Annotated in this window: 7 protein-coding genes and 4 pseudogenes; 4 read left to right on the top strand and 7 right to left on the bottom strand. The window is 33.8% G+C overall.

Going from position 1 to position 14,844, the window contains the following annotated elements; genetic code table 11:
* A pseudogene (locus ILT06_RS31600) lies at window positions 1–277 on the top strand (recombinase family protein); the annotation flags it as partial.
* Between the two features lie 99 nt (window positions 278–376).
* On the opposite strand, the pseudogene ILT06_RS31605 reads toward ILT06_RS31600, so the two are convergent.
* The 3 genes and pseudogenes from ILT06_RS31605 to ILT06_RS31615 form a co-directional block, all read right to left on the bottom strand.
* Window positions 377–568, bottom strand: a pseudogene (locus tag ILT06_RS31605) (hypothetical protein); the annotation flags it as partial.
* Between the two features lie 428 nt (window positions 569–996).
* A complete protein-coding gene (locus ILT06_RS31610; RefSeq protein ID WP_240441774.1) occupies window positions 997–1,194 on the bottom strand; it encodes a hypothetical protein in 198 nt (65 codons plus the stop codon).
* A 116-nt stretch (window positions 1,195–1,310) separates the two neighbouring features.
* Window positions 1,311–7,940 carry a DNRLRE domain-containing protein gene (locus ILT06_RS31615; RefSeq protein WP_222655957.1) on the bottom strand — a complete coding sequence of 2,210 codons (6,630 nt, stop codon included), beginning with the start codon at window positions 7,938–7,940 and terminating at the stop codon, window positions 1,311–1,313.
* Window positions 7,941–8,470: 530 nt separating this feature from the next.
* On the opposite strand from ILT06_RS31615, the pseudogene ILT06_RS32790 reads away from it, so the two are divergent.
* The 3 genes and pseudogenes from ILT06_RS32790 to ILT06_RS31625 all read left to right on the top strand — a co-directional run.
* Window positions 8,471–8,728: pseudogene (locus ILT06_RS32790) on the top strand (hypothetical protein); the annotation flags it as partial.
* A gap of 66 nt (window positions 8,729–8,794) precedes the next feature.
* Window positions 8,795–9,049: pseudogene (locus ILT06_RS31620) on the top strand (helix-turn-helix domain-containing protein); the annotation flags it as partial.
* A gap of 109 nt (window positions 9,050–9,158) precedes the next feature.
* Window positions 9,159–10,064, top strand: coding sequence for an alpha/beta hydrolase (locus tag ILT06_RS31625; RefSeq protein ID WP_222655958.1), 906 nt, complete (start codon window positions 9,159–9,161; stop codon window positions 10,062–10,064).
* Between the two features lie 219 nt (window positions 10,065–10,283).
* On the opposite strand, the gene ILT06_RS31630 is transcribed toward ILT06_RS31625, so the two are convergent.
* The 4 genes from ILT06_RS31630 to ILT06_RS31640 all read right to left on the bottom strand — a co-directional run bounded on the left by ILT06_RS31630 (window position 10,284) and on the right by ILT06_RS31640 (window position 13,939).
* Window positions 10,284–10,856 (bottom strand): tyrosine-type recombinase/integrase, encoded by a 573-nt coding sequence (locus tag ILT06_RS31630; protein WP_222655959.1) that lies wholly within the window; start codon window positions 10,854–10,856, stop codon window positions 10,284–10,286.
* 408 nt (window positions 10,857–11,264) lie between these two features.
* On the bottom strand, window positions 11,265–11,672 hold the full coding sequence (locus tag ILT06_RS32795; RefSeq protein WP_088064979.1) for a hypothetical protein: 408 nt from the start codon (window positions 11,670–11,672) through the stop codon (window positions 11,265–11,267).
* Between the two features lie 14 nt (window positions 11,673–11,686).
* Window positions 11,687–12,595: a VanZ family protein gene (locus ILT06_RS31635; RefSeq protein WP_222655960.1), complete on the bottom strand. Its 909-nt coding sequence runs from the start codon at window positions 12,593–12,595 to the stop codon at window positions 11,687–11,689.
* 234 nt (window positions 12,596–12,829) lie between these two features.
* A complete protein-coding gene (locus ILT06_RS31640; protein ID WP_222655961.1) occupies window positions 12,830–13,939 on the bottom strand; it encodes an acyltransferase family protein in 1,110 nt (369 codons plus the stop codon).
* Window positions 13,940–14,844: the final 905 nt, after the last annotated feature.

Consider the following 14,844-nt stretch of genomic DNA (forward strand, 5'->3'; position numbering starts at 1 on the left):
ATCCTACGTTGCGGATCAAGAGCGTAAAAAAATTCATCAGCGACAAGCGGAAGGGATTGCGGTAGCTAAATCTCAAGGAAAGCACTTAGGACGTCCTCAACTTAACCTTTCAACATTAAGCACAAAGCAATTACTTATAATAGAAGAAACTTATCCAAAGTGGAAAAATAGTGAAATAACAGGAATTAAGTTTATGGAGCTATTAGAACTGAAGAAAAATACTTTTTATAAAATAGTGAAGGAATATGAAGAAAACAAAGTAGCAACTAACTTATAACGAATTAGAGCCGAAAATTTCTTAGAGTAGAAAAATCGGCTTCATTTATGCTGAAATTTGCTTAGCGTATATTTTCGTTAAAATGTGGGCGGTACCCCTTTTAATCTTGTTTGCATTTTCATCGTACGTATGTTCAATACGACGGTTCAACGCATCAATATACACTGTATTTTTATTATCTACATCATATTCATATTTGTGTGTTTGTGTTTTCCCACCAAACATGACAGATTTCTCTGTTGTATTTCCATTATGATCATAACGATAATTTACAGAAGTACCATTTTTCAATTAATATAACTATGCATAGATTTCGAAGCACATCGATTCATCCAATCTTTTGTATATATAAATGATAGTAATAAATTTGATGGTTGGAGTGAATTAAGTCCCCTATTCAAAGAAAAATATCTAATATCGCAATAAGAGATTTTGATCATTCAATAGACGGTGGATTTTCAGGGATTAATATGATGGTAACTAAGTTAAATCATTATTCCATAATCGAGGGCTATTGTTGAATGAACCTTAGATTTTTAAACGTCTTGTTATATTTTAAGTACAGTTAAGTATCTTATATCGAAAATTAAACAACTATATTTTAACCCCGTCCTAAATTTAGAACGGGGTTGTGCTTGTTTTAAGTTTAAAAATTAAATAACTTTATTGTCTCTTTATAGTAGCCCCATGAAAACATAGCATTTTACTTCCTACAACATTTAATTACGAGAGGATTCATAATCAAATATAACACAATACAAAATCGTAAATACCACAATACTCATATATTGTATTGTAATAGGAATATCTTTTAGAGCCAATGTTAACACGTCTGTAAACGTAACAACAATAAGTAATGCAAGTGCAATCACCATAACTCCTGCTGACAACAAAAATTTTTGTTTTATACATTTCAAAACAAAAAACAATCCTACACATATTAAAATTATGCGTATTGGATATTTCGAAATCATTGAAAATAGCTTGTCCGCAACATTAAAATTTATTATTGATATATATTCTATCATTTACCTCACCTAGATCGCTTTCTAGATTTTTTATTATTTTTATCATAATTTTTATAAGCTTTTTTATACCCCTTATATGCAGCTGATCCAAAAGTATAAGCATCTTCTATTAATCCAACACCCCCTAGGGCTTTGAACCCTACTTTCATTCCAGCTTTCCTAGCAGCCTTATTTACATACGCTTTATTATAAGCCGGTGTATTCTTTTTTTTATATTCAAATTTCCCTTTAGAATATCCAATAGAGAACCCAACTGATAAAGATAAGGCTTTCCCAATACTACTATAACTGTCATAAACAGCCTTTGCTCCTGCTTTTGCCCCTGCTTTCGTTGCATACCAAATCTTTTTCCCTTTACTCTTCCACGCTTTGTGTCCATCTGGATCTACATTCATCACTGGGTTATTATCCGCATAAGTATACCCATTCATTGTAACCGGATCATCTTCATCACCCGGATCCGGATCCACCGACAAGAACACACCATGCTCCGGATTATAGTATCTCGCAATCAAGTAATACATACCAATCTCTTTATCATACATGTATCCCGCATATCCAAATGGATTATCTGCTGCGATACCTTTTGCGTCGCTCTTTAATACGTTACCCCACGAATCGTACTCATATGTTGCTACAACTTCTTTATCCTGGTTTGTCATCGCAACGACATCACCACGAGGGTTGTAGTGATAGTATAGCGTTTGTCCTTTTGATTTCATCGCTAAGCGCGTACCACTTGTTGAGTATACATATTGACGAAGAACATTTCCACTACCATCCGTCTCATATAACGGATTAATGCTGTCTCCATCATAGAAATAACGTGTTACTTGACCATTTACACTCTTTTCAATACGACGATTATCCTCGTCATATTTATAAGTCGCAAATGCATTGCTCTCACCTTGTTTTGTAATAGATACAAGTTGGTCATCTTCATTCCATGTATACTTGTACTTTCCATCTGATGTACGATTGCCATTCGCATCATATGTTAATGATTCATTTCCGAATTTTACAAGTTGATTTCCTTCATTGAATGTTGCTGCTATAGATTTTGTTTCTTTTCCATTCTCTATAACTTTCACACTCGTACGGTTTCCAAATCCATCATATGTGTAGGATTTACTTGTTCCGTTTGGTAGTGCTTCATTTAATAATTGGTTAATCGGGTCATATACAAAGTTTGTTTCTGTTACTTTTCCGCCCGCACCTTCATGTTTAATTTTCGTACGGTTACCCGATTGGTCATATTCATATCGTTCAGAAAGTAGAATACTGTTTGACGTACCGACTACTAAATCTTTAATTTTGTTCGCATGGTCATAGTTGAAGGTAGAACCTGAACCATTTCCAGCTGTGTACGTACGAACATTTCCTTGATCATCATAATCAAATCGATACGTTTGCGAACCATCCGTCACACGAATGTTTTGATCTAACGTGTTGTAGTCATACGATACTTTATTTGTGTATCCACCTTGCGTTACTGTTTGTTCTTTTAATTTTTCTGTCTTACTGTTTGCTTTGTCATGATATGCCCAATCAATTTTTCCGCCTCGGCTATCCGTTGCACTTGTAACGCGGTCTGCCTTGTCGTATGTTTTCGTGCGTTCTACGCCATTGACGTGGTCTTTTACTTTCGTAACTTGTCCATTTTGATCACGTTCGAATGTAAATGAATCTTTTCCGTTGCGCTTTTCACCAACGACGCGATCTGCTGTATCATATACAGATTCTAAAATCGAGCCATTTGGCATTTTTGTATTAATCTTATTTGCATTTTCATCATACGTATGTTCAATACGACGGTTTAACGCATCGATATACACTGTATTTTTATTATCTACATCATATTCATATTTGTGTGTTTGTGTTTTCCCACCAAACATGACAGATTTTTCTGTTGTGTTTCCATTATGATCATAACGATAATTTACAGAAGTACCATTTTTCAAGGTAACCTTCGTTAATAGATTATCTTTGTTGTAATCATATAGTTTTGTATTTCCTTTTTCATCGGTTTCGCTCTTTTTATTTCCTGATGCATCGTATGTGAATGTATTCTTCTGTCCTTCTTCATCATACGCGGCAACAACATTGCCATCGTTGTCGTACTCGTTTTTAATAAGAGCGTTTCCTTCTAGTAAACGAATATTATCAAACCAAACTTTTCCTTTATTCTCTCTTCTAAATAGAAGGTAGACTTCCATACGCTTAATTGGTTTAGTAGCAGGAATGACAACAGCACTACGATTCCAATCATTTGTTCCACTTGGGAATTTTGCCTGATAATTCGTACCACTACCATCTTGATAATACACATCTGCCCAAATAGAGTAATCTCGTGAGAGCTTATCTGGTGCAGTATTTTCTACATTCTGAGATTTAGACATCCCTGTTAATGTAATTGTTTCTGCTTTTTGTTGGTTTAAATGTATATGCGCGCCATAGCCTACATCTGAACCGCCATATTGGCTACGCTCTAATACAATAGACGAATCTCCTGTAAAGCTTTCCTCATGGGAAGTGTCTTTCGGATCACAACTTGATCCATTACCTCGAATCCATCCTGGAATACAACCTTTCTCCGTCATATTCTCTACACTACTATTTTCAATCGGGTTAAAGCTGGAAGACACTTCTCCTCTTTCCAATTGAATCTTATCAAACCATGCCGAACCACTTGAATCCGCTCGATTATAATCAACTTGTAAATAGATTTTAACTTTTTTTGTTTGATCTGTTGTCTTAAAGGTTACTTGGCGATTTGTCCAATCTTTCTCGCCCTCTATTCTATTATGACGTGTGTCAAACCAGTTATTTCCACTATCAAGAGGGGTTCCATCTTCTTTTAACAACTGAACATTAAAAAATGCACCTGCGTGGTTTAATGATGTTTTCATCATCCCGCTTAATGTATACGTTGTATTTGGCTCTACCACAACATCCTGAATCGCACTATGGTATCCCCAGCCAGTATTTTGTGCCTGTACTATCATTCGTAAAGATGAAGATCCGCCCAATCCACCCGGCGCAAAAATTGTATCTTTTCTCAATGCTCCTTGGCTATTGCCCTTTTCTTCACCCCATCTCTGGGTATCATCCATCTCAAAACTTGGATTTTGAATTAGGTTTTCACCTGTCCCTAACTCCCTAGTTGTTTCAATTGGATTTCCAAATTGATCATATTGTATGAAAGATGATGTATTCGCTGCCTGGTTCGTTTCAGACACTTCTGTATTTGCAGCCTTATAAGCAACTGTTGTTTCACGATTCTCATTATCTGTTGCTTTAACAATCCCATTATCTTTATTGTACTCAAACTTTTCAGTTCCCATTTCATCAGTAACAGAAGTTACATTCCCATTACCATCATAGGTCGCTGTTTCTGTTTGATTTTTAGGAGTTGTTGTTTTTACTAGATTATTTGCATTATATTCAGACGTCGTTGTTAGATTCAGACGTCCAACATCTTCAACCGTTTTCACTGGATTTCCAGCATCGTTATACGTATAAGCAGTCTTACGCCCTTTTGGATTCGTTAACGTAACTTCTTTCGCACCTGTATTGTACGCTAATGTCGTTGTCTTTCCTAAAGGATCTGTTACTTTTACTAATCTATCATTTTCATATGCATACGATGTTTTATATGGTTTTGCATCTGTATGTTGCGGGTCATAGATAGATGTTAGTACCCCATTATCATATCCGTATTTATATACTTTTCCTTCTGGAGTTGTAGAAGAAACGAGTAAATCACCATCATACTTAAATGTAATCGTCTTGTTATCTGGACCGATTATGCTTGATACTTTCTTATACTGTTCATCATATTTCAGTATTAATTCTTTCCCTGAGGCATTTTTTATTTTTGATAAACGGAACTCATTATCATATTCATAAGTTGTTGTATTTCCGTATTTATCTTTTACATACCCGATTCCTCGTAAATCTGTATAATGATAGAAAGTAACTGTTTGATCGCTATCCTTTACTTCATAACCACCTGGTACTTCCTTTATTTCTAAATATACACCAGCTGGTGCTTGGTACGTCTTTTCACCAGTTCTAGTAAAGGTAATCGCTGCACCATTTGCAGTATGCAATAGTAAATTTCCTTCTGCATCTGGCCAAATTTTTTCTTCTAAACTACTATACCAGCCTTTACCAAACAATCCTATATGTCCTAATTGGCTATTATACGTTCTTTCTACGGATACATCGGGACCACGCCCTGATAACGTAATATCCTTTTCTTCCATTAAGAAGTTTCCGTTAAATGCATTCACTTTTCCATTTAACACATCAATAGATGCCCAATAATCAAACATTCCCATAAACGCAAAGTCTTCAGAGAATTTTGGTGTAAACTCATGAGAAATTTCACTTTCAGGATGGCCCGCTTTACTATATGCCGTTACACGGAACCAATAATTTTTCGAACCACCATAAATACCTCCAGAATTACGATAGACAGGAGATGGGTCTAGTAATAATTCTGTTCCTTTTTTATCATGGTGAAGTACATATTGACCTTTCGCAATTTCATCTTTTGTTGGCCAAATTTTTTCATTTTGCGTTGTCCAGTTTGTCTTATTTCCTACATCAAAAGCCTCATAATCTTTTCCGTTATATATCCAAACTTTATAACCTTCTGCTTCTGGAACTGCATCCCACTTTAATGTGACATATCCAGTTGTTCGATCTGTTGCATTGATATAGGCCGACCCATCTGGCTTTTTCACTTGTTCTAAAGGGATCATTGGCACGACTTCATCTGAAAGCGGACTATCCCCAAATGGATACTCTGCGACAACACGAATCCAATATCCACGTCTCCCACTATAATCTCCATATGGGCTACCCGCTAAATGAGCATTTTTATACATCGGCCCTGGGTTAACTGGCGCTTCTCCGCCTTTTCCATCTTCATGAAATTCAAAATGTCCTTGTGCAATTTCCTGTTGTGTTGGGAATATCTTTTTATCCTTAGTTGTCCAACTTGTCACATTTCCAACCGGTATATATTCATAATCATATCCGTTAAAAATAGCAACCTTGTACCCAGTTGCTCCTGGGACTGCATCCCACTGTAGATTAAAGTGACCGGAGCTACTGCTGCTTCCATTAGAATACGCCTGTACTCTCGGCTTATTAGGTTTTGCATACGAATAGTTTACTTCTAAATAAGGTGCATTGGATCCATTTTCCGCCGCAATAAACTTCTTCCAATGGTTTTGTCCATTTCCATTTGTATGTAACTTAAATCCATTGTTTGGTCTTGCTCCTTCTACCCATGCTTTTACTGTATTTGTTACATTAAAACGCGCCCATTGTCCACGTCCTACATCTGCATGTGCAATATTATTAGAGCCAGGCTTGTTATTCCAATTAACTCCTCCAACATTCCAACCATCTGTTACTTCATCTAACCAAACACCATTTGGCTGATTTCCATAATAATGCCATACTGCATACGCATGGAATGTTGCACTTTGGATTTGTGCCCCTTTTAAATCGGAGATTTGTGGTTTAATAAAAGCATAGTTGGTCCCAGATACCCCGTCATAATATCCTACTTTTAATGTATAGGCATTCTGACCACCATCCCAGAGATTTCCGCCTGAATAATTCACATTTGGATACGCACTGGAAGCGTAAGCGTTTTCGAAATCCTCTATATTAATAGAAGGATCGATGTATACCGGATACTTACGTTCTGGTGCTTGTAACCATTTCGGATCTGCCGTAACCGTTAATGTATATGTTTTTTCATCTGCCTTTTGGATGTCATAACGAACATCCTGTGAAGTGACCGCTTCTCCGGATTGTTGATTCACTTGTGAATCAGTCATATATGGCTTCGGTAAAGTAAAGATATTTTCTTGTTTTCCATTCAGAAAATCAATGGAACCATCTTCTTTTACATTGGGTGTTAAATCAGTTTGTAATGCAAATGTAAAGATATGATGTCCTGTATATTCACGTAGTACAAAATCTTCTTTTACATTTTCATTAAACGTTGTACTCTTTAAATCAATATGAGGGAATATCCCTTTATACCATACTGTGTTATCTTCATGTGTTGCAGTTACTGTTGATGGTTTTATCTCACCTTTTTCACCGCTTGCCCCAATTAACTCATATTGAATAGCATGGTCATCTGTTTTAAACTGAACATACTTTCCATCTGTTACTGTCTTTTTAAACTCTGGTTTTAATTTTGTGTTTTCCGTCACAATTTTCTTATCTGGTGCTTCTACTAAGGTAGAGGAAACCTCTTCTAACTTCCCATTTTTTTCTGTATGTATCGCTTCTGTATACACCTTTTTTGTAAAGCTACCATCTTGGTTGTCGAAGACTTTTTCTGTTTCTGTTCGTTCTTCTACAACCTCAGTGGGCTTAGTTTGTGCTTGTAACTTCTTCTTTACCTGATCCGGGTGTGGGGCAGGTAATTCTTTCTCCTCCTTCTTCTCCACTTGTGGACTTTGTTCTGAATTTGGAGACGGCGTAAACGGTGGTGCCGTTTCTGCCAATCCATTCATCGGTATAGAAGTAAGCATTAATGCAACTACCATTAGCTGTATTAAATACCTATACCAGCGTTTCTTACCTTTCTTCTTTTCCATACATTCACCTCGTCATGATTTTTATAAATCTTACAAAATTGAATGTAAAAAAAAGAAGAAACAAAGTAAATCATTATTTCTAATTTGGGAGAAATTATGACAATAGATTTGGATGTTTTTCGACAAATTCTATTAGAATATTTACATTACATAAAGATTACATGTATAATAAATATATGAAATCCTATATTACATAAGGTGTATTATTTATATTATGAGATAAAAATATATCCATAAATTGGATTTTAAAATACAATTTAAAACTTGGTATACATACTATCTCTAAGATGCATTCTTAGTAGTAACTGTAGGTTGAAACCTTTTCAATAAATAGTAAGTAAAAAAAGCAGTTAACTTTTGTTAACTGCTTTTTTTATAAGGAATTTACTTTTAAGCTCCCTATCTAAAGGAACAGGGAATTGACTAAATTGTGTCCAAATTATGTCTAAACGTACAATTTTCTTTTTTTGATATGGTGACCCATGCCCATCAACTTAAGAATTTTATAACACCCCAAAACAAAAAAGTTGATGGGCATGTATGGTGACCCCTTATTATATAAAGGAAGAAAACCTTCCACAATTAAACGATATGCTTATGATATTGAAGATTTTGGTCAGTGGTTGCAAAAGTCTAAAGAGCTTCCATTACGCAATATATGGACAACACTTAGTAAAGAGGATTATGAAGAGTATTTTAATGATTGGGATAGCATCAGGAAAATGCGGATTTACAACGCTAAGCACATTTTCCTGACGATGCACCCGTTTTTTACAACGTTAAGAAAGTTTTAGTGGTCTTAACGAATCTAATGAGACCATTTTCTCCGCATTAAAATAGTATTCGCCTAATAAATTACAGTAATAGCTGGTGTTAACCAATTAGAGCGAGATCTTATTCGTATGCGACAACGTGAAGGGATTGAGTTGGCTAAGAAAGAAGAGGAATTTAAAGCTGGGTTAAAGAAATATCTTAAAAATCACACAGGAATGAATTATGCAGTAAAGCTATACAAAGAAGGAAATATGACTTTAAATCAAATTTGTGAAATTACAAATGTATCTAGAGCTTCATTATATAGAAAGAATAATCACTGCTTATTCCATTAAAGGGGCAGATTAATAGAACAAGAATAAATTATTTCTTCTATAGAAATATAATCCCAAAACAAAATAATCTGTTAACTAATTCTCATTTTACAAAAAGAGGTGTGAAGAAATGTCATTAACATCAGTTTTATTAAATGTGTTATTTAAAAAGGGGGATGCTAAAAGAGATAAAGGGTTAACTACTCCAGAAAATATCGAAAGGTTTGACAACCTTGATTACTACGGGGATAAAAGTGAAGACCATTTGCTTGACGTGTATTATCCAAAGGATACGGAAAAACCTTTGCCAGTAATTATATCGATTCATGGTGGTGGCTGGGTGTACGGGAACAAGGAAGCTTATCAATTTTACTGCATGAATTTAGCCCAGTACGGGTTTACGGTAGTAAACTTCAACTACCGTCTTGCACCAAAGTATAAATTTCCAGCGGCTCTGGAAGATGTAAATTCAGTTTTTCATTGGGTGAAGAATAATTCAACAAAGTTTCATATGGACTTAAATAATTTGTTCATTGTAGGTGATTCAGCGGGAGCACAGATTGCAAGTCAGTATGCAGCAATTATAACTAATTTAAAGTATGCAAAACTGTTTGACTTCAAAATGCCTGATATAAGAATAAAAGCAATGGGATTAAACCACGGAATGTATGATCCTCTCGATAGAATAAAAAACAAAGAAACGAAAAAATGGTATAAGAATCTTTTAAATGATTTGATGAAGGACTACCTTGGAAAAGAAATTCATAAATATGAAAAGGAAATGGATTTTCAGTCAAACATTACGTCATCTTTTCCTCCGTCTTTTGTGACTTGCAGTGTTAATGATGGATTGGTTGGGATTCAACCTGTTTTCCTTAGTAAATTAGAATCCGCAGGACTTCATTATATTTACAAAGAATATGGTCATAATGACAAAGCGAGCGGTCATGTATTCCACCTTGACTTAAGAAAAGACGAAGCAACAATACTCAACAATGAACAAATAAAGTTTTTCCGCCAATACATGAGCAAATGAGTGGTTATCTAGTAAGAAAGTAATTAAAACAAGCTGAAAATGGGGGCCCGCCACATGCCCATCAAGCTAACAATTTGTAGCACCTCCAGAACGAAATTTTTATTCATTATGTTTCACATAGGATTTAAATATATTCATAGCGAAATATACTGAATACAAAGGAGGATTCATGGTTAAACTTTGCTCAAATTTACAAATAAAAAAAGAATCTAATTAAAATTAGATTCGGAATGTATCAAGTACATTATCTTTTTCTTCTTTATTAATTCCAATGTATCTTAGTGTAATTTGTGGTGTACTATGATTCAATATTTCTTGTAACATAGCAATATCCTTTGTTTGTTTATAGAACCAATAGCCGAAGGTTTTGCGCATGGTGTGAGTACCAATGGATTCTACACCGGCAAAATCTCCGGCTTTTTGTAACTGTCGATAGGCTTGAATTTTACTAATGGGTTTATCCCCTTTTCGAGAAGGAAATAACCAGGTACTTTTTAGATCTTCAGCGTATGGCAATACTTCCTCAAAAATGGATGTAATATTTATGATACGCTCCTTTTTTGTCTTTCCTTCTTTCACTTTAAATTCTTTCCGTTTTTTTCGCTTCAGTTTTAAAACTTCACTCGTTTCCATTTTAAGTAAATCACTTACACGTAACCCCGTATTAATACCAATTAGAAATAAAATGTAATCACGATCTGAACAATGACGTTTAAGAGACCATTTCATGTCTTCGAGCTGTTCTTTGCTTCGAATTGGTTGTACATCAATTAAATGTTGCTTTTTATCCATCTGTTTTTCAATCCCTCTATTTTCAATGATTTGAATGTATACTTTTTTGTCTTTTTTTATAATATCAATGAAATCGGATAAAAGTCAATGTTTAAGGGGAAATGAAAGTAAACTTTTGGCTAAAAGTTTACTTTGGGATTTCGAATCATTTATAGCTAATTTTGTAATAAATTTCTCAATATTGATATAGATGTTAAATAGGGGTTCAGCCGAGATACGTGTGAAAATGGGTCATAGACTGGATTTCATTTCCACACCATGACCTTTTGCTGTTTTTATAGATATATAATGAAATTATAAATACAACTAGCATATAAACATAAAATATGAGTTTATATTTCATAAGCAGACAATAAATACAAAATAAAAAAGAATCCATAATTTTCTGGATTCTTCTTTATTTATTTTTTACTTGCTAATCCATTTGGAGATAATCGGATAATAAAAATCTTTTCCTTGTAATACATATAAAATTCCTTTAAGGGGCCCGAAAACTAATAAAATAGTTAGGATTATATATAATGGGGCTGTCCACAATATCATTGACATATTACTTGCATTCATATCGAAATGGAACATAGAAAACATTAAAATCCTCATTACAAAAGTATTCCAAATCAATACAATAATCCAAGTGAATAGCTGATAAACAGCTGTTTCAATAGATATTATGCGAAGTTCTTTTGATTTGAATACGAAATAAAAAATGAACGATACATAAAAAATTGTAATGCTAAAAAAAGTGAGAATGATGAAAGATACTAAAGTAATAGTATGCATCATTAATTTTAGGTTTTTTTCTTGAGATAAGTTCACTTAAACGCCTCCTATTATTTTTTTGCGGAAATAGGTGGAGTCATAAGTACTACGTCATTATCTTTTAACTGTACGCGAAAAATATATACAGGTTGAGAAAAACCTTTTGTATCATTGGCGTACTCTAAATTACATTCTGTAATGACTAATGTCTCACCTTCAAATTCTTCACCCGCCCCAAAAGGTCCCATAGGATAAATGTCTCCTTGTTTCAGTTTTTGAAATGCTTCTTTTGGAGAAATAATTTCGACGTCTCGCACCTTTTGACCTTCGGAATCATAAACAGGCATTTTTTTACCTTCTTTACTTAACTCCAGTGATGTTCTTATAGTGATATGAGACATATCTGTTTTTCCATAGGGATCAAATGGCATATTACCAAATACCTTCATTTGATACGAAATAATTATTCCAAGCGCGACGAAGCTTACTGCAGTGGGTAACATTAAATATTTGACTATTTTTTTGTGTGATTCCTTTTTTCCGAAAAAAATAAGACCTATATTTACTATACAATACCCTAGCATCATTCCTATGGTATTATGAAGTAAATCGTCTAGTTCCGCACTTCCACGAAGTGTTATAAATTGGAGAGTTTCAATAAATAAAGACGTTGTAATTGAACTGATTAACATCCATTTTGCTTTTAAAAAAACTTCACTCAATAAAGGGAATAAAATTCCTAGCGGAAACAGCATACCGATATTAACAATGATATGAAAAAAAGAATTAAATGAAAATTGATTCCACGCTTGTTGATACTGGCTCAGTACATCGAAATCAATTGTTCTTACAAAGATATTCTCAGCTGAACGACCAAATGTGGTAGCTATTATTAAAAGGGAATAATAGCCTATTATTAATATAAGTAATATAACCTGTCGCTTGGTAAATTTCTTTTCTTGTTTATTAATAAAATTCATTTGGCACCTCTTTAGAATAATGTATATTTTCTCGGTTCTGTTGCAAGATTTCTTAACAAAGAAAAAGTCGAGTCAAATACAGTTAAATTTTATGCAACGCGATTTTACGAATCGAAGTTTCGACTAGTGTACTGATAAATCTTGCATAGCCTAGGATTACTTTTCTAACAACTGGGTCCATATTTACAAATTGGAATTCTTATATTTACTAAACAAATAAGATTCCGTAAAATATTACACTTTCTTTTGAAACTTTGTTGTTCTTTGTTTCGCCCAATTGATACATTTCTTTTCGATTAAATGATACGATACTATAGAACAAAGTATTGTCATTGTAATACATAAGATAAGAAGGAAAAAGATAGGTATCTTTGTATACAAAATTTTAAAGAGTACCATCATGATTGGAAAATGACATAAATAAATACTATATGAAATTTCTCCTAAGTATACAAATACACTCTTATTTAAAATTGCTTTTACCTTTAGGTTATTCATGGCCATTATAATCAGTATACTAACGCCAATTACGACACCCCAATCCTTTAATAGGAAAGCAGTATCACTACGAGAAATCAACAAAATTCCAGTAGAGTATACATATAGAAAGATTCCTAGTGTGATAAGAAGATTTCTTTTTAAGTTTTTCATATTTCTATATAAGTGGGTAATTTCTTCCTGATGCTTAAAAAGTAACATTCCGACCATAAACATAGATGTGAAATGCAGTGTATCGGCATAACCATTATAAAACCCCTCAGCTTTCCCAATATGCAACATATTAAGGAAAATACTAATTAAAGAAAAGCTCATAGCAAACAGTATCGTTTTCTTCCAACTCTGTTTATAAAACAGAAGGAATAACAAGGGAAACACGATAGATATACGCATTTCTTGAGCTAATGACCAGATAACCGGATTATAATTATCCGTAAAAAAGTTATTAAGAAGTACAAAGTGATTCATAATATCTAATTTTGTTATTGGCCCTTGCCACTTATCATAGAACCAATCTCGTAGTCCCGTAACTTCATATGGTGAAAACAAAATAAATAAAGCAAAGGTGATGAATATCCAGAAATAATAAGGGATATAGATTCGTACAAATCGCTTAATTAAATATCCCCAATAATTTGTTTTTGAATGATAAAGTGCCATAGATAGCACAAAACCACTGAGTACATAAAAAATGATTACAGCTTCCCCGCCAGCCCATAAAAACCTAAGAGGGGATAATTTAATAGAATTAGGCAACGATGGTAGCATCAAACAAAAATGTCCAAGTACCACTGTAATAGCTGCTAATCCCCGTACAGAATCTAATTCTTTTATTCTCTTACTCATAAAGTCTTCTCCTTGTAAATTGTAGATTTTACTGTTAATAAAGGCCGTTATACTAGTGTAGTGGGAAATTTGTACATATATACGTATAGGATAGAAGGAACTACTAAAATAAAAAGTAGGGTAAACTTTAAATTTTTATTAAATTTTTGAACTCTTTTCTTTAGGTAATCTAACTTCAAATATTGTTCTTATCACATTACTTTTAGCAAAAATCACCCCATTATACTGTTCGACTATATTTTTAGGATTACAATTAATAGACAATCTAAGTAATAAATTTGTTCCACATTTACAAAAAAAGCAAACCAGTGTGCCCCGATTGAATATCGAAACACACTGATAAATTAGTCTTTTTCTTATTGTCTACTTAATAGGGGTAAGATCCCATCACAATCAAGCTAAGAAAAGCAAATACCCTGAAACAAGAAAATTTACATCTTCAGATGAAAATATAATTTTTTTGTTTTTGAGGCGTTATAAAATTCTTAAGTTGATGGGCATGCGGCTGAACCCCTTATTTATATAATTTTTGTCTCGTAATGCTTTTAGATTATTGAAATTTGTTTTTTGGGTTTAACCTCCACACATAATCACCTATATGAAAATACATCATCTTTTTGTACTCTTGGGGAGAGTTAATATTTTTAAGGTGATGGGCATGTATAGTGGCCCCATTAAGTTTTTAATTCATAACATTTTCATTTAGTCTGTAGTTTTATATCTCTTTAGGCTGTTTCACCATTATTTGGATTGATCTTCTTTCTTAGATTGTTCTGTCATTGCTTTGGATTGATCTTCTTTTTTAGGTTGTTCTGTCATTGCTTTGGATTGATCTTCTTTTTTAGGTTGTTCTGTCATCGCTTTGGGTTGCTCTTCTTTTTTAGGTTGTTCTGTCATTACTTTGG

This window comes from Bacillus sp. 17RED48 (assembly GCF_019837545.1).
GTDB lineage: Bacteria > Bacillota > Bacilli > Bacillales > Bacillaceae_G > Bacillus_A > Bacillus_A wiedmannii.

What these genes read in the sequence shown, in the direction of transcription:
- ILT06_RS31640 (WP_222655961.1), bottom strand. Translation starts at nt 13,939, where the DNA reads ATGAGTAAGAGAATAAAAGAATTAGATTCTGTACGGGGATTAGCAGCT.
- ILT06_RS31630 (WP_222655959.1), bottom strand. Translation starts at nt 10,856, where the DNA reads ATGGATAAAAAGCAACATTTAATTGATGTACAACCAATTCGAAGCAAA.
- ILT06_RS31635 (WP_222655960.1), bottom strand. Translation starts at nt 12,595, where the DNA reads ATGAATTTTATTAATAAACAAGAAAAGAAATTTACCAAGCGACAGGTT.
- ILT06_RS31625 (WP_222655958.1), top strand. Translation starts at nt 9,159, where the DNA reads ATGTCATTAACATCAGTTTTATTAAATGTGTTATTTAAAAAGGGGGAT.
- ILT06_RS31615 (WP_222655957.1), bottom strand. Translation starts at nt 7,940, where the DNA reads ATGGAAAAGAAGAAAGGTAAGAAACGCTGGTATAGGTATTTAATACAG.